Annotated in this window: 16 protein-coding genes, 2 tRNA genes and 1 pseudogene; 16 read left to right on the top strand and 3 right to left on the bottom strand. The window is 34.3% G+C overall.

Features of this window, described 5'->3' with window-relative positions:
- Positions 1-122, top strand: a pseudogene (locus AAEO57_RS20915) (transposase); the annotation flags it as partial.
- Positions 123-229: 107 nt separating this feature from the next.
- On the opposite strand, the gene AAEO57_RS20515 reads toward AAEO57_RS20915, so the two are convergent.
- The 3 genes from AAEO57_RS20515 to rseP all read right to left on the bottom strand — a co-directional run bounded on the left by AAEO57_RS20515 (position 230) and on the right by rseP (position 1,842).
- Positions 230-303, bottom strand: a tRNA-Asn gene (locus AAEO57_RS20515).
- A gap of 38 nt (positions 304-341) precedes the next feature.
- Positions 342-415, bottom strand: a tRNA-Asn gene (locus AAEO57_RS20510).
- An 86-nt stretch (positions 416-501) separates the two neighbouring features.
- Positions 502-1,842 carry an RIP metalloprotease RseP gene (gene rseP / locus AAEO57_RS20505; protein WP_341694895.1) on the bottom strand — a complete coding sequence of 447 codons (1,341 nt, stop codon included), beginning with the start codon at positions 1,840-1,842 and terminating at the stop codon, positions 502-504.
- Positions 1,843-2,046: 204 nt separating this feature from the next.
- Here rseP and AAEO57_RS20500 point away from each other — a divergent pair, with 204 nt between their 5' ends.
- From AAEO57_RS20500 to AAEO57_RS20430, 15 genes are all read left to right on the top strand, one after another.
- Positions 2,047-3,117 (top strand): NADH:flavin oxidoreductase/NADH oxidase, encoded by a 1,071-nt coding sequence (locus AAEO57_RS20500; RefSeq protein WP_341694894.1) that lies wholly within the window; start codon positions 2,047-2,049, stop codon positions 3,115-3,117.
- 122 nt (positions 3,118-3,239) lie between these two features.
- Positions 3,240-4,283 carry a Gfo/Idh/MocA family oxidoreductase gene (locus AAEO57_RS20495; protein WP_341694893.1) on the top strand — a complete coding sequence of 348 codons (1,044 nt, stop codon included), beginning with the start codon at positions 3,240-3,242 and terminating at the stop codon, positions 4,281-4,283.
- A gap of 112 nt (positions 4,284-4,395) precedes the next feature.
- The gene (locus AAEO57_RS20490) at positions 4,396-4,959 is read left to right on the top strand and encodes a DUF4256 domain-containing protein (RefSeq protein ID WP_341694892.1); all 564 of its coding nucleotides are present in this window, start codon (positions 4,396-4,398) and stop codon (positions 4,957-4,959) included.
- 112 nt (positions 4,960-5,071) lie between these two features.
- Complete coding sequence (locus AAEO57_RS20485) at positions 5,072-6,289, top strand: MFS transporter (protein ID WP_341694891.1); 1,218 nt, start codon at positions 5,072-5,074, stop codon at positions 6,287-6,289.
- Between the two features lie 350 nt (positions 6,290-6,639).
- Positions 6,640-9,477 (top strand): carboxypeptidase-like regulatory domain-containing protein, encoded by a 2,838-nt coding sequence (locus tag AAEO57_RS20480; protein ID WP_341694890.1) that lies wholly within the window; start codon positions 6,640-6,642, stop codon positions 9,475-9,477.
- Positions 9,478-9,496: 19 nt separating this feature from the next.
- Positions 9,497-10,849 (top strand): DUF5689 domain-containing protein, encoded by a 1,353-nt coding sequence (locus AAEO57_RS20475; RefSeq protein ID WP_341694889.1) that lies wholly within the window; start codon positions 9,497-9,499, stop codon positions 10,847-10,849.
- Positions 10,850-10,876: 27 nt separating this feature from the next.
- Entirely contained in the window at positions 10,877-11,824 is a 948-nt protein-coding gene (locus tag AAEO57_RS20470) for a hypothetical protein (RefSeq protein ID WP_341694888.1), read from the top strand.
- Positions 11,825-11,942: 118 nt separating this feature from the next.
- A complete protein-coding gene (locus AAEO57_RS20465) occupies positions 11,943-12,806 on the top strand; it encodes a hypothetical protein (RefSeq protein WP_341694887.1) in 864 nt (287 codons plus the stop codon).
- 153 nt (positions 12,807-12,959) lie between these two features.
- Complete coding sequence (hflX, locus tag AAEO57_RS20460; protein ID WP_341694886.1) at positions 12,960-14,189, top strand: GTPase HflX; 1,230 nt, start codon at positions 12,960-12,962, stop codon at positions 14,187-14,189.
- Positions 14,190-14,879: 690 nt separating this feature from the next.
- Positions 14,880-16,433 (top strand): O-antigen ligase family protein, encoded by a 1,554-nt coding sequence (locus tag AAEO57_RS20455; RefSeq protein WP_341694885.1) that lies wholly within the window; start codon positions 14,880-14,882, stop codon positions 16,431-16,433.
- Between the two features lie 22 nt (positions 16,434-16,455).
- Positions 16,456-17,982, top strand: coding sequence for a transglutaminase domain-containing protein (locus AAEO57_RS20450; protein WP_341694884.1), 1,527 nt, complete (start codon positions 16,456-16,458; stop codon positions 17,980-17,982).
- Between the two features lie 33 nt (positions 17,983-18,015).
- Positions 18,016-18,879, top strand: coding sequence for a hypothetical protein (locus tag AAEO57_RS20445; protein WP_341694883.1), 864 nt, complete (start codon positions 18,016-18,018; stop codon positions 18,877-18,879).
- A 76-nt stretch (positions 18,880-18,955) separates the two neighbouring features.
- Positions 18,956-20,377, top strand: coding sequence for a tetratricopeptide repeat protein (locus tag AAEO57_RS20440; protein WP_341694882.1), 1,422 nt, complete (start codon positions 18,956-18,958; stop codon positions 20,375-20,377).
- A 73-nt stretch (positions 20,378-20,450) separates the two neighbouring features.
- Positions 20,451-21,653, top strand: coding sequence for a hypothetical protein (locus tag AAEO57_RS20435; RefSeq protein ID WP_341694881.1), 1,203 nt, complete (start codon positions 20,451-20,453; stop codon positions 21,651-21,653).
- 20 nt (positions 21,654-21,673) lie between these two features.
- Complete coding sequence (locus AAEO57_RS20430; RefSeq protein ID WP_341694880.1) at positions 21,674-22,195, top strand: hypothetical protein; 522 nt, start codon at positions 21,674-21,676, stop codon at positions 22,193-22,195.
- The last annotated feature ends 681 nt before the right edge of the window (positions 22,196-22,876 follow it).

The following is a 22,876-nucleotide window of genomic DNA, read 5'->3' as shown; positions in this document are numbered from 1 at the left end:
ATAGAAGTACTAATGCTTCTGCAGAATCATTCAATGCTAAAGTGAAAGCGTTTAGAAGTCAATTTAGAGGAGTGCGTAAAGTAGATTTCTTCTTATTCAGATTATCTAATCTTTTTGCATAATACCCAACTTTTGAACCTGATCCGTAAAAATGCAGCGCTTGCAATGTCTAAAAAATAAAATCGGTATAAAAAAAAGACTATCAAATAAATGATAGTCTTTTTTTAAGCTCCCCCTCTTGGGCTCGAACCAAGGACCCTCTGATTAACAGTCAGATGCTCTAACCAACTGAGCTAAGGAGGAATCACCTTAAAGGTAAATATGTTTGCTAAAAAAAGTTGCTCCCCCTCTTGGGCTCGAACCAAGGACCCTCTGATTAACAGTCAGATGCTCTAACCAACTGAGCTAAGGAGGAAGTTGTTGCTCTTTTTAGCGAGTGCAAATATAATTGAATTTTTAGTTTCTCAAAAATATTTTAACTCTTTTTCAAAAATATTTTTTTTACTTGACAATTGCCTTGTAAATATCGTTACCATTAGCGAATAAAAGTAGCGATATAAGCAGAACAAAACCAACCATTTGGGCGTTTTCAAGGAATTTATCACTTGGTTTTTTGCCACTAACAATTTCGTATAATAAAAACATCACATGACCTCCGTCAAGGGCCGGAATTGGCAATAAATTCATTACACCAAGCATAATTGACAATAAAGCTGTGATCGACCAGAATGTTTCCCAACTCCATGAAGTAGGAAAAATGTTAAAAATCGCTGCAAAACCACCTACTTGTTTGTACGCTTTAGTCTCCGGATTAAAAATCATTTTTAATTGTTTCCCGTAACCTACTAATTGATCTTTTCCTTTCTCTAACCCCACGGGAATAGATTCAAGAAATCCGTAATGTTTTGTACTTACTTTATAATATCCTAATTTTTCTAATGATTCGATTCCTAAACCACCTGCAATTACACCCAGTTTTCCGTCTTTAGAAATATTGACTGATATTGGTATCTGTTTCAAATCACGTAGTACAACAGCCGGAATCGTTTTGCCTTTATTACTGTTTGAAATTGCTTTTACCTGATCGTAATATTTAGCTTCCTGTCCGTTAAGAGTTACTATTAAATCTTTTGCTTTTAATGATTTGTTTGCAGATTCAGCAGGAACTTCTTTAATAGCAAAAGGAACACGCATCTCTACAAGATGCGATTTTTCATGTTTTGATAACTGATCCACAAAATCATTTGGCATTTTGATGGTTTGCTGTTGTCCGTTTCTTTCAATTAGAACCTCTTTTGACATGATGATGTTCATATTTAAATCATTGTCAAAATTTACTACGTCTTTTCCGTCGATTGCCAAAATTTTATCTCCTGTTTTAAAACCTGTTTTAAGCATCACAGGATTTTCAATCAAAACACCATCTTTCAAGTCAGCATTTGCCACATAAGTATCACCATAAGCAAACGCCATACCTATATATATAATAAAAGCAAGAATAAAGTTTACTGTAACACCACCCAGCATAATAATCAAACGCTGCCAGGCCGGTTTCGAACGGAATTCCCATGGTTGTGGAGGCAGGGCCATTTGCTCTTTGTCCATACTCTCGTCTATCATTCCGGAGATTTTTACATATCCTCCAAGCGGAAGCCATCCAATTCCGTAAACGGTTTCTCCTATTTGTTTTTTAAACAAGGAATATTTAACATCAAAAAATAAATAAAATTTTTCAACTCTGGTTTTAAATAATTTTGCAGGAATAAAATGCCCTAATTCGTGAAGAATAATAAGTAATGATAAACTCAATAAAAATTGAGAGAGCTTGATAACTATATCCATTTTGTAATTTTAGTTCGTAATTTGACGCACAAAAGTAACGTTTTCTATTTTAATTTGAGAGCGCAATATAATACATAAGGTTTTAAATGTTTGTTAATTAATAAACATTTGAATTTCTACTTTTACGAAGATGCTGTAACTTTACTTTTTTAAACGCTATCGTATCCAAATTGGTAGCCAAAATTCATTAAAAGTTACATTCTTATGGCTTCATTATTATTTTCTCCCCTTACTATAAAAAGCATTACTTTAAAAAACAGAATCGTTATTTCGCCCATGTGCCAGTATTCTGCTATTGACGGATTTGCAAACAATTGGCATCTGGTTCATTTAGGAAGTCGTGCCAGTGGTGGAGCCGGACTAATTATTCAGGAAGCCACAGCGGTTTCTCCCGAAGCGAGAATTTCGCCTTCAGATCTTGGAATCTGGAAAGACGAACATATAGAAAAGTTAAAAGAAATCAACGAATTTATCGTCTCGCAAAATTCTGTTCCGGGGATTCAGTTGGCGCATGCCGGCCGAAAAGCAAGTGTTTCGTCTCCCTGGGAAGGAAATAAAAAGTTAGATCTCGTTCAGGGCGGATGGCAGACTGTGGCGCCAAGTGCAGTTGCATATCATGAAAACGAGCCGTTTCTTCCGGAAGCTTTGGATAAAAACGGAATCCAAAAAGTGATTTCGGATTTTAAAGCTGCTACTAAAAGAGTAGTTGAGGCCGGCTACAAAGTTCTCGAAATACATGCTGCTCACGGTTATTTACTACATCAGTTTTTATCTCCTTTAACGAATGTAAGAACCGATGAATATGGCGGAAGTTTTGAAAACCGAATTCGTTTTACCTTAGAAATTGTTGAAGCCGTTCAGACAGAATGGCCTTCAGATTTGCCTTTGTTTGTTCGAATTTCAGCCACAGACTGGGCAGAAGGAGGCTGGAATCCGGAAGAATCTGTACAGCTTTCACAACTATTAAAAGAAAAAGGAGTAGATTTAATTGATGTTTCGTCAGGCGGATTGGTTTCATATCAGAAAATTGAAATTGGACCGGGTTATCAGGTTCCGTTTACAGAAAAAGTAAAAAAAGAAGCCGGAATCGCAACCGGAGCAGTTGGTTTGATTACCGAGGCCAAACAAGCTGAAGAAATTTTAAATAACAGTCAGGCTGACTTGATTTTATTCGCAAGAGAATCGCTAAGAAACCCAAACCTGCCATTAGATTTCGCCACAGCATTAAATGACGATATTCAATGGCCAAAACAATACGAAAGAGCTAAACTTTAAAACAAAAACATTCAGTTTTTTAAATTCTAACCATTAAGACATTAAGGTGATAAAAAACAAAACTTAATTTTTCTTAATGCCTAAATGGTAAAAAAATAACTTCATTGTAAAAATACATTTAAATGCAAAAAATAAAAACAGCACTATTATCATACGGAATGTCGGGAAAAGTTTTTCACGCTCCTTTTTTGGATCTTCACCCCGGTTTTGAATTATTAGGTTCCTGGGAAAGAAGCAAAAAACTGATTCAGGAAGATTATCCAACCGTAAAAAGCTATCCTTCGCTTGAGGATTTGTTGGCAGACGATCTAAATCTTGTAATTGTAAATACGCCTGTCGGAACACATTATGAATACGCCAAAAAAGTACTTTTGGCAGGAAAACATGCCGTTGTCGAAAAAGCATTTACCACAACTGTTGCCGAAGCGGAAGAATTGGCTCAAATTGCCAAAGAAAAAGGGTTAAAACTGGCCGTTTTCCAGAACAGAAGATGGGACAGCGATTTTAAAACGATTCAGAAAGTAATTAACGACGGAGTTTTGGGAGATCTGGTTGAAGCCGAATTCCATTTCGACAGATACAATCCGATATTAAGTCCGAAAGCACATAAAGAAACTGCCAATGACGGAGCCGGAATCCTGAAAGATTTAGGACCGCATTTAATAGATCAGGCCGTTTGTCTGTTTGGCTCCCCAAAATCGGTTTTTGGAGATATTCGGTATACAAGAGAAAACTCAGTAGTAGACGACTGGATCGATTTGTTACTCATTTATGAAGATTTCAGGGTACGCTTAAAAGCAGGTTTTTTTGTGAGAGAAGCGCATCCTGCTTATACCATTCACGGTAAAAAAGGCTCTTTCTTAAAACACCGGGGCGATGTTCAGGAGGATGAACTCAAAATAGGTAAAAAACCAAACCGTGACTCCTGGGGAACAGAATTAGAAGGGTTTGAAGGGCTTTTGCATACCGAAATCGACGGAAAAACAATCCGTGAAAAAACACCAACACTTCAGGGCAATTATTTTGAATATTTTGATGGGGTTTATGATTCTATTGTAAATAATAAACCGGAGCCTGTTACTGCACAGGATGGTGTAAAAGTGATGCAGGTTATAGAAGCTGCTATTGCGAGTAATTTGCAGAAAAAAATTATTGATTTACAGTAGAAATTATCATTCAGAGAAGAGTTGAAGGTTTTCGTTTGAAAGGGCTTCGACTCCGCTCAGCCGGACACTCTCATTTTTAATTACAACCAACGTACTAAAATACTTTTCTGGCATGGGAAACAAAAAAGAGTTAATATCGGAAGAACGTGAAGAACTGCTTAAGACATTAAAAACCCGCTTTGAGAAAAATATAAAGCGTCACGAAGGAATCGTATGGGATAAAATACAGTTAAAGCTGGAGTCCAATCCTGAAAAACTTTGGGCTCTCAATGAAATGGAGAAAACAGGTGGTGAGCCGGATGTTATTTCTTTTGATGAAAAAACAAACGAATACATTTTTTATGACTGCTCGGCAGAAAGTCCGAAAGGAAGAAGAAGTACCTGTTATGACATTGAAGCCCAGGAATCCAGAAAGGAATTCAAACCTGAAAACAATGTTGTTGATATGGCTGCTGACATAGGTATTGAACTCTTAACAGAAGAACAATACAGGGAATTACAACTACTTGGAAAATTTGATCAAAAAACCTCCAGCTGGATAAAAACACCTGTTGAAATTAGAAAATTGGGAGGTGCTCTTTTTGCCGATTTTCGTTATAATACCGTATTTGTGTATCATAATGGTGCTCAGTCGTATTATGCAGCAAGAGGTTTTCGAGGAGCATTAAAGGTTTAAAATTCACAATTTATAAACAATAACGTTGTATATTTAATAAACAATGTGTTGTATTTAATCTTTAAAATAGGAATTCAGTACCTTTGTATATACAAATTTAAAATGCATTTCTGTGATAAGTTTCAATCCATTAGCCTTATTCCAAACAAAAGGAAAAATCAAAAAAGTTTACAGGGAAGCGAAAGCTTCTTATTTAAACAGAATTCGTTTTGCTGTCGGGATGTTTTATTTTGGAATGGGCTTAAGTTTTGCAACCTGGGCAAGCAGAATTCCGGATATTAAAACAGCTTTACATTTAAGCGAAGCTGAATTGGGTTCTGTACTCTTTGCACTTCCGGTTGGGCAATTGATTATTATGCCTTTTTCGGGCAAAATGGTAACCAAATTTGGAAGTCACCGCATTTTAATTTTCTCTTTAATTATGTATGTTTTTAGTCTGACCAACTTAGGTCTTGCTGCGAGTGCGCTTCAGCTTTCTTTAGGATTATTTACTTTTGGGCTGTTTGGAAATTTAGCCAACATTGCAGTAAACACTCAAGGTGTTTATACGGAGACTCTCTTTAAGAAAAATATTATGTCATCCTTTCACGGTATGTGGAGCTTTGCCGGATTTACAGGTGCTTTGGTAGGTTTAGGAATGCTGTCACTTCATTTGAAACCGTATCATCATTTCCTGATTGTAGGTACTGCAGTTTTATTGATGATTGCTTTTAATTTTAAATTTTTAGTGAAAGCAAAAGAAAAAATAAAACCCAAAACAGAAGGGAAAAAAATATTTCCTAAACCGGACAGTGCTTTGATATGGCTGGGTATAATTGGTTTTTGTAGCATGGCAAGCGAAGGCGTTATGTTTGACTGGAGCGGAATTTATTTTAAGGAAATCGTAAAAGCTCCGGGCGCTTTGGTAATTTTAGGTTACACTTCTTTTATGATTATGATGGCCAGCGGGCGTTTTATTGGTGATGCCCTGAATAATAAATTTGGCAGAAAAAGGGTTATGCAAATTAGTGGCTGTATGATTTCTGCAGGTCTTTTTACCGCAGTTTTTTTTCCTTACATCATTCCTTGTACAATTGCTTTTATGGTAGTAGGTTTAGGAGTTTCTACTATAGTTCCAACGGTTTACAGTCTTGCAGGTAAAAATCCGACTGTCTCTGCGGGTGAAGCTTTGACCATTGTTTCGAGCGTAAGTTTCCTCGGATTTTTAATGGGGCCTCCTGTCATTGGTTACATTGCACAGACTTTTGGGCTTCAGTTTTCTTTTGCCTTCATCGGCATATTTGGGGTTTTAATTGCTTTTATGGTTTCGAAGATAAAAGTCTCAAATTAAATTATTGCTGTTTTTTAATTTATTTCTCACAAAAAGAGCACTCCAGTTCCCTAAAAATCATCTCTTTAGTACATCTTTATATGGTTTTTGCTTATTTAAATTTTTGTTTTAACAAGTAAAAAGAATCAAAATTACTTTTTTGTATTATCTTTGTAATACAATTCACACTTATAAAAATATATTTTTGTTTGAAATATTTTAATACCACATTTTTTTTTCAAACATTTTTTTCCAAAACCTGATTTGATTTTTTGACTAAAATTTATTGAAATTCAAAGATTTCAGTCAAAATTATTCTCACCCTTTTCTTGTAAAAAAGAAGAGGGTTTTTTTTAATAAATTCGGTTTACATGCACAAAAAATTATTCGTTCTTACCCTCCTTTTTACTTTTAAAATTGCTTCTGCCCAAAAGGAAACTATCTTTTCAGGGCTGGTTATTGATTCTAAAACTCACAATCCTTTAGAAAATACCGTTGTCAGTATTCAAAATTCAGCTATAATGCAGCTCACCAAAAAAGATGGGAGTTTTGAATTGCATTCAGTCCTGTCGGGTGAACAACTTCTTTTGATACACAGTCAGGGCTATAAAGATTTACTTATGAAAGTGAATGCCAATGTTGGTCAAAAAGTAAATCTCGGAATTTTATTATTGGAAGAAGACCAAATCGAAAATCTCCAAACTACTATTATCTCACTTTTAGAAAGTGACCTGAATGAAGATAACAGTTCATCAGAAACTACATCCGGGCTTTTACAATCTTCAAGAGATGCATTTTTGCAGGCCGCAGCGTTCAATTGGGGACAAGCCCGATTTAGTGTCCGCGGATTAGACAGCGAAAACGCTACGATGATGCTCAACGGTGTAAAAATGAATAAAATTTATGACGGAAGACCACAGTGGAATAATTGGGGAGGATTAAATGATGTACTCAGAAACCAAGAATTTACGATTGGTCCTGCTCCTTCAGATTATACTTTCGGTGGAATTTTAGGTACCCAGCAAATTTTTACTCAGGCATCGGCCTATAGAAAAGGAATCCGGATATCTTTTTCGGGAACCAATACCAATTACAACTGGAGGACAATGACCACGTATGCTTCGGGTATGAAATCCTCAGGCTGGGCTTATGTTTTTTCGGTTGGAAAACGTTGGGCAAATGAAGGATATTTTGAAGGAACAAATTATGATGCCAATTCTCTTTTTTTAAGTCTTGAGAAAAAATTAAATCCAAGACATTCCTTAAATTTTACAGGTTTTTATACACCGAATTCCCGCGGAAAAAATTCACCCAACACCAATGAAGTTACCGAATTAAAATCGGAGAAATACAACTCCTATTGGGGATATCAAAATGGAGAAAAACGAAATGCAAGAGTAAGAAACGTCGAAGAACCATTGCTGATGCTCAATCATTATTTTAAAATTAATGACAAAACCAACCTCACATCAGCCATAATGTATCAGTTTGGAAAAGTCGGCAACAGCAATATTGATTTTCAAAATGCAGATAGTCCAGATCCTGCTTATTACAGAAAATTACCCAGTTATTTTAGTTCGCTTTATGCTGCGGACAACGGAGAATTCCCAGGAGCCTTTACTCCCGATTATGAGAATGCAGCAATAAGTAAAACATTGTTTTTAGAAAATTCGCAAATAAACTGGGGTGCGTTGTACAGAGCCAATCAGAAACCTGTTGCAAATTCCGAGGGAATCATTACAGGGTACGAACCTTCAAAAAGTCGTTATGTGTTGTATGAAGACAGAACCGATGACAAAACTTTGGCTGTAAATTCAAACCTTAACACGCAACTTTCAGAAAACATATTTTTTAGCGGAGGAATACTTTTTAAAAAACTAAAATCGCATAATTTTCAGAATCTTCTGGATTTATTAGGCGGTCAATATTTTGAGGATATCGATTCATTTTATAAAGGAGATCAATCTCAATCGGATTTAAAAAATCCTGACAGGTTAGTAAAAGTGGGTGAGACTTATGGCTACAATTTTAATTTTTTTGCTACTACAGCAGAAGCTTTTACGCAGTTTAGATTTGTGTATAAAAAAGTTGATTTTTATTTAGGGAACTCTTTTTCTACTTCAAAATACCAGAGAGAAGGGTTGTACCAAAATGGTATTTATCCGGAAAGCTCATTGGGAAAAAGCCAAAAAGTAAATTTTGAAAATTTCGGATTCAAAGGTGGACTTACCTATAAAATTTCAGGAAAGCAATGGCTGTTTTTTAATGGTATGCATTTGACAAAAGCACCTTCGCTCCGAAATACTTTTTCTAATTCCAGACTAAACAATTCAATTGTAAACGGAATAGAAAATGAAACCCTAAGCAGCGCTGACATAAATTATATGTATCATTCCCCAAAACTAAAAATGCGTATTTCCGGTTATTATGCACTGATCAAAAACACCACAAAAACATCCTTTTTTTACGCAGAAGGTATTTTTGATGATGGAGCAGGTTATGATAATACGGATGCCTTTGTAAGTCAGACATTAACCAATTTAGACAAGAAAAACATTGGAGCTGAATTAAGTCTGGAGTATCCAATTTCGTCTACTCTTAAAACAGTCTTCTCAGCCGCTTACGGAAGTTATATTTATAACAGCAATCCAAATGTTTCCATTACCAACGATGCAAATGCAGCCATTGCTGATGCCGAAACAACTTTTGATTTTGGCAAATCATTGCTCAAAAATTACAAACAATCCGGAATGCCTCAGCAGGCATTTTCATTAGGAATGGAATATCACGATCCAAAATTCTGGTGGCTTTCTGCGAACATCAATTATATTACAGAAAGTTACATCGATGTTTCTCCCATTTCAAGAACGTCCAGGTTTTATATCAATCCGGCAAGCGGATTCAACTTTCCTGAAGCTTCAGAAGAACGTGCTAAAATCCTGCTTAAACAAGAAAAACTAGATCCAGTGTCACTCTTAAATATCACCGGTGGGAAATCCTGGCGAATTTATAAGTCAACAATCGGGCTTTTTGCCAGTATCAATAATGTACTTGATTATAAGTATAAAACCGGCGGGTTTGAACAGGCAAGAAATTCAAACTTTCGTGAATTGAATCAGGATGTTTCCAGCGGAACGCCATCTTTTGGGCCTAAATATTTTTATGGATACGGAAGAACTTATTTCGTAAACCTAACAATCAGTTTATAATTTTAAAAACCTTTTTCAAATGAAAAACAATTATAAAAATCTTATTCCGATATTATTTCTATTCCTTTTTTGCAATTGTAATGAAGATGCTGCTGTTCCAAAATTAGAATGTACACAGCCTGATTTAAAAGTAAACAGAACAGTTGAAGATGTTCTGAAAACGGCTACTATTACTGCAACAAAATATGTCTATGATGATGTAATTGAAGCGTATGTAGTTTCAAGTGATGAAAACGGAAACTTTTTTAAAATCCTCTATCTTCAGACTTTGGCGACAGAAACAAAACCAGCAATTGGATTCAGTGTGGCTGTAGATGCAACGAACACATACATCGATTACCGTGTTGGAAATAAAGTGTATATCAAATTAAAAGATCAGTTTACCGATTTGTTTTATGGCGGAATGCGGATTGGAAGTTTATATGAAGGCAATTCGGGAGCAGCATCTGTGGGGAGAATTTCACAAAATGACTATAAAAAAGTACTAAATGCTTCATGTACGATGCTTACTGAAGATCAATTAGTGAATCCAATTTCTATTGAAGAAGCGTTGAATGACAGTAAATTAAATACACTTATAGAATTGTCTGATGTCCAGTTTTTGGAAGCCGCTATTGGGCGTCATTATTTTGAAGAGGCAAATAATGTTGGAGGCTCTACCAATTGGGGGTTGAGAGATAAATCCGGGAATCAGATTATTTTCAGAACCAGCAGTTTTGCCGATTTTTCAACTCATTTAGTTCCTGAGGGAAGCGGAAAAGTACGTGGAATTTTAACCAAATATGGTTCTGATTATCAGTTAATGGCCCGTTCAGAAAAAGATATTGTTATGGATGGAAAAAGCAATGTTCCGTTTTTTACGGAAGATTTTCAAACGGTTACCCATAATGTCAATTTTGCATTACCGGGCTGGAGTAATATCGTAGAAAAAGCGTCAAAATTATGGAGAACTATGGTTTCTGCCGGAAACGGTTATGCCGAATTTAATACCACAAGTACAACGGCTGCACAGAATATTGCCTGGCTGGTAACTCCGAAAATTAATTTAACTGATTATAAAAATACCGTACTGTCTTTTAGAAGTGCTCAGCACGATTTAAAAGTTGATTCGCCTTTGAACACTTTAGAAGTGTATGTCTCGACCAATTTTGACGGATCAAATGTAACCAAAGCCACCTGGATAAAATTAGATGCCAAAGTAGCGTCACTTTCTACGCCAACACGCCAGTTTATGAGTTCAGGAGGAATTGATTTATCTGCTTATTCAGGAAATGTAAATATTGCATTTAAATATACAGGATCAGGAAAAGATAAAACTCTTAACGGAGCATTTATGGTGGACGATGTGAAAATGTTTGGAGAAAAAAAATAGCTTATAAATAAACATCAAATAATAATTATGAAAAATAGAATACTATTATGTCTGTTACTTATTAACGTAACGTGTGTTAATGCACAAGAAAAAGAATTTATTGTAGATGATAACATCAAAAATGTTACTAATCAGGTGTCTGAATTTCAAAATCAAATTATGGATGGCATAATGACTGCCTCCCAAACTGATAAAACTTTTGAAACAGATTTTATTATAAAAAATGAAGAATACACCTCAGGTTCTGAAGACAATTATTTAAAACTAAAAACAAATAAAGCATTAAAAGTAACTTCTCACTGGAATATTTTATTAAACAGGTTAAATAACAAACAAACAAAAGTTTCAATTAAATTACTAAAAGCGGAATCAGGAAAGACAGTTTTGAAACTAGATCAAATTGTTTCAAAAGGAAAATTAGAGCAGAATTTGAAGGATTATATTAACAATAATAAAGTCAGTGAAGTTCATAATCAAAATGAAAATCAGCCAACAACACAAAGCGAAGCTATAATAAAATCTTTGGGAAATGGGTATAAATTGTTAGAGAAAGACAATTATACTATTGAGTTTCCAGCTAAATGGGAAATGCAATGTCCTGGTCCGTTTTTTGAACCTTTTTGTATAACGGGACCCAAAGAAGAAGAATATGTTTATATCAATTTAATCAAGGAAGAGGATAAAGAAAACCTTAATAAGGGTTTTTCTAAATATGTAAAAGATCAGGTGGGACAACTTATTTCAAATGGGCAAACACTTATAAAAGAAGAAAAAATCGACGGTAAAACGTGTAGAATAGAGTATTATACCACTCTTGATGAAAAGTTAAAAACTATACGATATTTCTATTTGATTGATAATGAAGTTTACTTACTAACATTTTGTGCTAATGATAAATTTTTTAATCTCTACTCAAAAGAAGCAACTAAAATAATGAATACACTTAAAATTAATAATAAACCAATTAAAATTTAGAAAATATATAGATTACAAAGTACAAACGGTTTATGAATTAATTTTAAAATTATTTTTGTTATAGATTGTTAATTTTTTATAGAATTTGTATTTTGGTCGTCCCAAATTAAAACTTCTTATGAAAAAAATCTACCTGCTAGCCATTTTTGCAATGGTATCTACCGGTTTGTTGCACAGTCAGGATAATCCTGTGAGACTTAAACAAATTAACATCGTAAAAACAAATTACCAAAATTCTAAAGACGGTGAAATTGTAAATAAAACTGTTGTTTTTAAAGATGGAAAAATCGAAACCATCACCACTTCAGATGTTATTCAGAAATTCTTTTATAACAAAAACGGATTATTGGATATGACTGTTAAGGATAAAATTGGAAGCGACTGGAAAGAAGTAGTCAATTATACTTATGATGCAGATAACAACATTACAAAATTTGTAAATAAGTATCATGAAGGTAATGATTACATCACTAAAACAGTTACTTTTAATTACGACGGAGCCAGAATTAAAGCCATAACTAAGAAAAGTACCAACCATCAGAATGTACTGGAAGACATTGAATATATTGTTGAGAACGGCATTATAGTAAGACGTACCTCCCGTGACAGAAACAAAGCTATTATTGGTAAAATCGAATATGTGTATGTAAATGACAACGTATCAAAACACAAAGGTCTTGTAGGGGATAAAATATCCAAGACATATACTTTTGATGATAAGAAATCTGTAGATCAGTTAATTGTTCAGAACTTATTTGGTGATAATTATAAAGTAATTGTACCAATGATTTCGTATCATGAAAGCGAATTTAGTTTTGAATCCATATCTTATAATAACGAAGTTAACTTTAGTCCTACTTCAACAGCTTTAGTTGCTGTAAGCAGAAAGTATAAATACAACAAACTGAATTTCCCGATTTCGTGTTCTCAAATTGAGGAAAACGGAATTGTAAAAACAGAGAAAACTTTCATTTACGAATAGAAATGTAGTTTCAGTTTCCTTATAAAACCATTTAGAGATTAACTTCTAAATGGTTTTTTTATGACCTATAGCAATTTCTTAAATGCAACTTAAAAACTAAATTCTATAAGTATTCTATTTACAAATCATTAAATTTGCAGCTTATTCAAAGCTATGTTAGAAAAAGAAGTAATAAATTTTGAAAGAACGGCCATTGTTGGTATTGTGACTCAAAATCAAAATGAAGAGAAACTACAAGAATATCTTGACGAATTAGAGTTTTTGACTTTTACCGCCGGCGGTGAAGTGATTAAACGCTTTTCGCAAAAAATGGAACGTCCGAATCCGAAGACTTTTGTGGGTACCGGAAAAATAGATGAAATCAATCTTTTTGTAAAAGAAAACGCCATATCTACTGTTATTTTTGATGATGAATTAACACCTTCGCAGCAAAAAAATATTTCACGAATTATCGATTGTAAAATCCTCGACAGAACCAATCTGATTCTGGATATTTTTGCACAAAGAGCCGAAACTTCGTATGCAAGGACTCAGGTAGAACTGGCACAATGTCAATATTTGCTGCCAAGACTTTCCGGTTTATGGACACACCTTGAGCGTCAAAAAGGAGGTATTGGTATGCGTGGTCCGGGAGAAACCGAGATCGAAACAGACAGACGTATTGTTCGTGACCGAATTTCGTTACTGAAAGATAAAATCAAAACCATCGATAAACAAATGAGTATTCAGCGCAGCAATCGAGGTGCTATGGTACGGGTGGCTTTGGTGGGTTATACCAATGTTGGAAAATCGACCTTGATGAATGCAATTGGTAAAAGTGATGTTTTTGTCGAAAATAAATTATTTGCAACCTTAGATACGACTGTTCGAAAAGTGGTGATTAAAAACCTCCCTTTCCTGCTTTCAGACACTGTAGGTTTTATTCGAAAACTGCCTACGCAGCTGGTAGACTCTTTCAAAAGTACGCTTGATGAAGTTCGTGAAGCCGATTTGTTGTTACACGTTGTAGATATTTCGCATCCGGATTTTGAAGATCATATTGAGTCTGTGAACCAAACTTTGTTAGAAATCAAAAGTAATGACAAACCAACGATTATGGTTTTTAATAAAATTGATGCCTACAAACATCTGACGATTGACGAAGATGATTTGATTACCGAAAAAACCAGAAGACATTACACTCTTGACGAATGGAAACAAACCTGGATGAGTAATGTAGGTCAGGACAAAGCATTGTTTATCTCGGCTACTCAAAAAGAGAATTTTGAGGAGTTTAGAGAAATCGTTTATGAAGCGGTTCGCCAGATTCACATTACAAGATTCCCGTATAATAAATTCCTGTATCCGGATTATAAAGATGCTGTTGAGAAAGAAGAAGAATAAAAATCTTCCGAAAATTAAAGTTATAATTATCCCTTTTGAAAAAATCAAAAGGGATTTTTTGTTTAATACTATTCCCTATTTTGAATCATTGTCTTCTAATACAATTTAGACCTACAACCATTTTTTCATAAAAATCATCAAAAAATCAGGAAGCCATAAGACCGCTTTTTATAATTCCAAATGATATAAATTAAACTCATAAGATTTTACAGAACCAACATTTATTTCGTTAAAGCAATATATATTAAAGACTTCATTTGTTCAATTCTGCTTACAGGACAAAAAAATATATCTTTTTTTATATAAATATCACTAAAAGTGGGTATTGCTCTACTGACATCATAAATATATTTTTACAAGTGTATATATTACAAATATTTGCATTTTAACAGTCTATTAATGATTAAAAATATTCACGTGAATCATCTCTCCCAATCTAATATCCTCACTAAAGCCTGCTTTTTATTATCCTCTTTATTGCTTTTAAGCTGTTTAATCAATTTCAAAATATTTATATACAGCGGTTTATTTAATTATTTCTCATTTGTAATAGGAAGTGGAATAATTTTCACAACAGTTCTTATCTGGAAATATCGAACTATAAAAAACAGTACCGAAATTAAAATAACACTGCCCTTTGTTCTTTTTTTAATGTGGGCGCTGTTTGTCTTTATACAAGCAGGAATAGCAATGCAATCTAAGCACTATCGTATTGCAATACTATTTGTATTTCTTACCTCTTTTATAATTTTAAGAAAAAACCGGGCAATTGTTTTTTATAGAGCTGTTGCCTTTATTGCTGCATTAGAAAGTATCTGGTGTATCCTGCAATATTTAGGTAAAATTCCCAGTGAAAATGCCAGTTTTGAAGTTACAGGAAGTTTTACGAATCCGAATGTGGTAGCCATGTATTTGGCATTGTCTCTTCCGGCACTACTCTGTTTATGCTTCACAACGTCTGTTTTGTTTCTAAAAATCATGCATTATCTGATGCTTTTAACCGTATGTGTCGGATTAGTACTTTTAGAATGCCGTACCGCAATATTAGGTGGTGCATTTTCTTCCGGACTGTTTCTGATATTCCGTTTTAATATACTCAAACGCTATAAAATTAAATACGTTTTATTTGGAATTCTTGCTATAGGAATTTTATGTATCCCTATAGCAAGACAATTATACTTTGATAAAAAGGATTCAGCAGACGGCCGCAAACTTATCTGGACTATTACTTCACAAATGATATTGGATTCTCCTGTAAGAGGATATGGAACAGGAATGTTTGAAAAAGAATACAATCTTAAACAAGCTAAAGCCATACAGGAAGGAAAACTAAATAAAAAAGAGTTAAAAAATGCTTCTTTCGTTCTAATGGCTTACAATGATTATCTGGAACAAGCAGCCGAAGGAGGGATCCCAGCCACATTACTTTTCATTGCAATGTTAATTTCCTTTCTGTCTCAGTCAACAAAAAATAATGGTTTAGTATTAGAAAAACATGATAAAGAGCATTCGAAGGTACATTATGCTGCTTATGCCGGTTTTGCTTCCTTTACGTTAATGGCAATTTTTAATTTTACAATCGAAGCTATTCCCGTTATGCTGCTGTTTTGTTGTTACGCAGGAATTTTATGTACTAATACCAATCAAAAAAAAATTGTTGAATTAAACATTGCACCAAGCAGATTCAAAGCATTACTTCTCATACTTATCTGTATTACTGTTTATATCACTTACAGCCAATTAAACCAGGCTAAAGCACATCGTCAGAATAAAAAAGCACAAGAGTTTCTAATGGCAGGAAATTTTGAGAAAGCTGAAAATTTGCTTTTACCGCTGAGGGAAACTCAGCAAAACTCTGTGAGTTTTTGTATAATTTATGGCAATCTTCTATATGCCCGGCATAAATACGAAGAAGCTTTATTCCAATTTAATTGTGCTAAAAAATTCAGTGCTAATCCTCAGCTTTATGACATATCTGCACGATGTCTGTTTAAATTAAAGGATAAAACAGGAGCAATATCAAATTTATATCAGCTTACGACACTTTCGCCCAAAACAATGAAATATAAATTCAATCTGATGCAAGTTTTGAGAACTGACAAACAAATAAAATTAGCCCGTATGATAGCCCAACAAATTGTGGCTATGCAACCCATTAAACGAAATGAATTAACTGAAAAATATCAAAAAGAGGCAAAACTATTTTTGAAAAGCTGCCAAAATAATACTGCAAATTCAATCTAAACTTTAAATCCAATCTCAAATTATGGGTAAAATTATAATGATGTTATTGCTTCTTTCGAGCCTGTATGTTCGCAGCCAAAATAACTTACCAAAAAATGTAACAGCAGTTTTAGAGAAAGCCGGCAAAAACCGGGATGAGCTGGAAAAAGTAATACAACGGTACAATCAAAATAAAGCAGACAGTCTGAAGCTAAAAGCCTCTTATTTTTTGATTTCGAATATGGATATTCATTCTTCTGTCGATTATTACTGGATAGACGGAACTGGAAAACGCGTTCCTTATAACGAAATGGATTATCCTGATTTTGTAACTGCTGTTAAAGCTTTTGAAGCAATAAAATCAAAATATGAAAATGTAAAACCGGTACCCTATGTTTACAAAGACATTGATACTATAAAAGCTGATTTCTTAATCAGGAATATCGAAAATGCTTTTGCCGTCTGGAAACAGCCTCAATCCAAAAATATACCGTTCACTGATTTCTGCAATTATATATTACCGTACAGGGTGGGTTCAGAACCGCTACAAGACTGGCGAACTGTTTATCATGAAAAATTCGGATGGATTGAGGATAGTTTAAAAACACAAAACACCGAACAGGCATTACATTATTTTGCAAAAGATATGAGAACCTGGTTTGTCAACACCTGGGATCAGGAGCAGCGAAAAGAACCTTTACCTCATCTGGGTCCCATACAGTTACTAAACCGCAAAAAAGGAAATTGTGATGATATTGGTAACTTAATGACTTACACGCTTCGTTCTCAGGGATATTGTGCTTCACTGGAAAGTGTTCCGTATTGGGCAACATCCACAGGTACTCATTTTTTCAATAGTACTTTTTCATCTGAAGGAAAGCTGATTCCTTTTGATGTTTCCACAGCTAATATAAAAATCGATAATTTTTCGAGAGAGCCTTCTAAAGTCATACGCATTACCTATGCAAAACAGCCGGATGCATTGGCTAATATCATAGATCGTGAACAAATACCTCCGGGATTTATGCGCAACAAAAATTACATGGACGTCACGGCAAACTACTGGCAAACCGGCAGTCTGGAAACATCTCTTTTTGCCATTCCCTCTCAACCGACAATAGCGTATGTATGTGTCTTCAACGGTATGAAATGGAGACCTACATGGTGGGGAAAAATAAATAAGGGCAGAACAAAATTTGATAATTTATGTAAAGGAGCTGTTTTTTTACCTGCTTATTTCGTAGACGGAAAAATACAAGCCGCCGCATATCCTATTGCTTCCGGATATCAGCATCAACTGACATTAAAGCCAGATTTGGTAAACACCCGAAATGTAACTATTGAAGAACAGGACAAATATCTAAAATTTCGATTAGACAAAAAATATACCCTGTATTACTGGAACAATAACTGGATTTCGATGGGAGAAAAAACAGTCACAGAAGGAAGTACTTCCTTAGTTTTTGAAAAAGTTCCTAAAAATGCATTATTACTCCTAATTCCCGAATATTCACAAGGCAAAGAAAGACCTTTTATTATAACTGACAACCAGGAACGAATCTGGTTTTAATTCAATAATTATTAACTATTTAACCAGCAAACCATGAAAAAAACAATTTTTGCACTAGCAATTAGTCTTGCTTTTTTTTCGCATTCGATGAATGCACAGACCAAACAACAAAATTTTAACGTAAAGTATTTACAACAAGCCGAAAAGAATGCCGATGCAGAAGCAAGAGCACAAATGGTCTTAATTACCCGTAAATACAAATTAGATTCTGAAACCTATAAAACGCTTTACCAGACCTATTACAATCGTAGAATTGAACTGGAGAAAGCCATGATGTCAACGGAGAAATCCAAAAAATCACAAAACAATCTTACCAGCGTCATTTCAAAGTACGATTCGATCTCTAATCATTATGTACAAGCCTTAAAAAACAAAAATCTTATCGGCGATAAAGTATTGCGTCCGGATGACAATTCAAAATTTGCGACTGCTGTCAGAAACAGGGAAAAGCTAAAATTGGACAAAACACAAATTGACAGCCTTATCTATCAAAGTAAGCTGATGGCTGAAAAGAAAGCAGAAAACGAATCTTTGGATTTAAAGTCTTACGAAAGAAAAATATTGCCGACCATTCTTACGGATGAACAATACACTCAACTGTTAATTGACTTGAACAAAAAAACGGCTAATGCCTGGGCAAAAGGCTCCTGGCAAAAAATGAAAGAACGGGGGATTGATCAGGGACTGGACAGTACCAAAGTACACAATGAACTTTTCAATTACAATTTAGCCAAACTGGTAAAAAAAGAACGTTTTGGCAAGGATGTTCCAAAAACAAGCGAAAGCATGCGTAAAATGAATACAACTCTTCCGGAATCCCTTAGAAGATTACAATCTGATGAAGCCCGTAATACCTCGAAAAAGTCGGAAGAAACCAAAACCAAATTTGCGTGGTAAATTCAAAAACTTCCTATTTAGAAAAAGTCATATACAAAACATATAGGTTTCTTAAAAATTATTAAAAAAACCGTACATGAAAAAAATCATCCAAATAATAGTGCTCCTGCTATCATTGCAGATTTGGGCACAAACTAAACATAAAGCTGTCATAACCTCGCTGGATATGGCAAAAATGCAGCTTAATGAAAATCACTCATTTTACAATCCTGAAAAAGGATTTCTTTCCTGTAAAAAGGCTGCCGAAGAAGAAACTATTCCTATGGCAATGAATATGCTCGCTATTCTTTACAGCGATGGTGTGGGAACAGAGCAAAACCAGGAATTAGCATTGAGCTGGTTCCTTAAAGCAGCCGAAGCCGGTTATGCAAAAGCATGGTTCAATGTAGGCACAATGCACAGAGAAGGGCTGGGAACTCAGCAGGATTTCAAAAAAGCTTTTGAATACTATTCTAAAGGCGCTGCCTTAAAAGCAACCAGCAGTATTTTTGGCAAAGGTTATATGCTTTACAAAGGTTTAGGCTGCCAGCAGGATTACAACCAGGCGTTTGAATTGTTTAAAGAATCAAGCCAATACGGCAGTCTGGGTTCTATGTACCTTTTGGGAATATGCTATCGCAATGGCTACGGAACACCAAAAGATTTGGCAACCGCAAAACAATGGCTCACCAAAGCAGCCAATTATGGTTATAAACCTGCAGAAAACGAGATGATGGAAGCTGAACCTGAGTTTGCCAATTATAAACAAACGCTAGCCACTTATTCAAAGAAAAAAGAAACACATTTGGAAGCTAAAAATCATTTTGAGGATGTACAGCACCAAATAAATAATCCGGAAACACTAAACGGAAGTTATACCGGGTACATTGTTACTTACGACTGGAGCGGTCAGCACATTATTGCTAAAGAACCATTAACTGTCGAATTGAAATCGCAAAGCGATGGGACTTTTAGCGGTACCTGGACAGAAAACGACAAGGAAAGTGTGGAGTTGCATGGCAAAATTACCGATACAGAAGTAGTGTTTGATAACACAGCTTATGCAAAAGTAGATCATTACAGTGCCAAAAAACCAACTACATTTTTATTTAAAGATGCCCGTTTAAAAACTACAAAATATGAGGATACGGAGTGTCTGGCAGGAAATTTACAATTGTGGTCTGTACGACAAAACGAACCCGAAAAACCCATGTACATTAGTTTGGTTAAAAACAAGCAAAACACTACAACATCATTATCAAAGAATGAGTCTTTGGTTGTTTATCCTAACCCTTTTAACGACAGCTTTTCTTTTAACCTTAGTCTAGAAGAAAAAACCACTGTCGATATAGCTCTGTATTCTATGGCAGGAACTACCTTATATACCGAAAAACTAGCATTGCCTACAGGTAACCACACCCATACCATTGCGGTAAATGTAGCTGATGGCTCGTATGTTTTAAAGGTAAATTACAGCAATAAAAGCGAGTCTACAATAGTAATTAAATCTAAATTGTAAAATGAAAAAAATACTGTTTTTAATACTATTTTTGACAGGTTTAACGCCTGTTTTTAAAAATAATACCTTAGATTTGATTTGTTATCAATCGTATGCACAGGAAGATCCCTGGGGTGATGAACTGGAAGATGTCATTATTTGCAGCGAACCAGACGATATTACAGTTAATGATTATGGCAGTTATACTATAACAGAAACTTGCGTACATGGTAATATAGATGGCATAGCTACAAATGATTGTGAGTGGAATTGCTCAACAGTTGTTGCTGACAAACCCGATGATGGCTCTGGTGATAATGATGAACCAGACTGTAATGGAGATCTAGGCGGGTCTGCCTATATGGCTAGTTGTGGCTGTATTGGAGGATCAACAGGTATTTACTCATGTGATTCTAATCCTGATGACCCTGGTCCAGGAGATTCTGGTGACCCTTGCGGAAATCAAATCGTCTGTCCTAATGGTCAACAGCTAAATTACACAACCTGCAACTGCGAATGTACCAGAACATCATGTCCTACAGGATATAGATTGGTAAATTGTGAATGTGTTAAGATAAGTACACCGCCTGATCCAGATCCCTGTACTGCTGCTTCAATTGCTGCCGGCGTAAGTGTTTCAAATTTTTTTACCAATAGTGTTTTACAGCAAGCAAATAATTTCTCTCCCTTTACATTTAATCAGGGGCAAAATGAAGAATGGTTTATGATAACTAATAATAACGGTGTAATTACTCCTGGACCAATAGTTACTCTTTCGCCTAATGGAGGTACTGTACAAATTGCTAGTAACGCAGTTGCAGATGCTCATATACATACTGATCAGGGGCCTGCCAGGCCAAGCGCTGAAGATCTTTATGAATTGGGTAAGACAAGAGAATTTGCAAATAACTTTACAGATTCGTACATTTTGGCCTATGATGAAACAAAATATGCATTGCATATTTCAGATGCAAATTTATTAGCTACATTTATGAGTACAAATGGCAATTTTTATGATCCGTTAACTAAAGAGTTTTTACAAACTAGTAATTTATATATCTCTTTTAATAATGCGTATACATCATTAATGACTAACGACCCTAATATGTACATTTCTGAAGCTCAAGAAAGAGCGTATGCATTTATATTGAAAGGTTCCGGCGTGGATTTGTTAGTAGCCAGACCCGGAACAAATACATTTAAAAAGATAGATATTCTTCCTGCAAAAAATCCAGATGGTACAGCAATGAAAGATTCTAATGGCCAACCTATTTATAAAAAAGCTGACTGTAATTAACGTTTAAATCAAACCAAAAAATGAAAAATTCAATTATCTTATTATCCATAATACTATTAAATGCCTGCAGTTCTAAAAAAGAAAGTATATCGATACAAAAAGAAGAAATCGTAAGCACATCTAAAAATCAAACACTAAATGACTTTAAAGGAGATACTTTAAAGTATGTGCAGACTAAAATTTTAGACAGAAAAGAATATTACATCGGTAAAAAATTTGAAGTTCTATTAAATGATTTAAACATACCTATTGAGAGATTTATGTACACTCCCAATTTTAATAACATAAAAAAAGTAAGTAATACAATTTTTGAAATTTATGATGGTTTTGAAACCAGTCGAAAATTAGAAAAAGGGGAGATTCCTGTAAACATAATAATAACCTGGCAGCCTGCACTTAATGCTGATGAAGTAGATAAATTAATAATAGATAGAACGAAACGAGGTGAATGGACACCTGAAAAAGAAGCTTTTTTTAAACAACAAATTGTAGGTGATGTCGTTAGAACAAATTATAATCTTGACAATTATAAAAAGAAATAAATCTAACTATTAAAAAGTGGTTTTGAAAATATTCAAAGCCACTTTAATAACAATTTTACAAACACTCAAATGCAACAAACAATAACAGAATATCAGAATAATTCATATATACCAATTCTTCATTTAAAGCTTAGGAATGAATTACAGTTGGCTTTACAGGAATTTGATCCATTATTAATGAATCAGATAAATAGTATTTTAATTGCAAATGGTTATCAATCTATATAAAATGGAGGAGAAAAAGAAATTAGATGCATTCGGAGACTTTAGCTTCACGAAAAAAACAAGAATTCTTAATGCTTTTGTATATTTATTACTTGTTTTGTTTAATAATTTTTACAGAGATTTTGTTATCTTACTACTTCTAATTTACATACATATATTTTTGATTTTATTGTTTCTAATATTAGAATTAAGATATATGATTTTAGCCAAAAAGAGTTTTTTTAAACATATTTTTACTAATTATCTGGTGTTGTTAGGATTCCTAATTTTAACTTTTGATTTGGCTAAGATTTTTTTTAAGATTGATTTTTTAAAAATAATTTTAGGAAAGAATTCACTAGTGTCCACTTAAAATAAGTTAAAAACCAGCTGGTTAGTATTATGTTCATTGATATTATTGTAATCTGATTTCATAAGTAGTTCATTTATAAATGTTTTATCGAGTAATGATGCGGA

Origin of the sequence: Flavobacterium calami, assembly GCF_038290035.1 — a bacterium.
In the GTDB taxonomy this organism is placed as follows: Bacteria; Bacteroidota; Bacteroidia; order Flavobacteriales; family Flavobacteriaceae; genus Flavobacterium; species Flavobacterium calami.
Note: the sequence above shows the minus strand (reverse complement) of the source record. Positions and strands in the feature narration are given on the sequence as shown.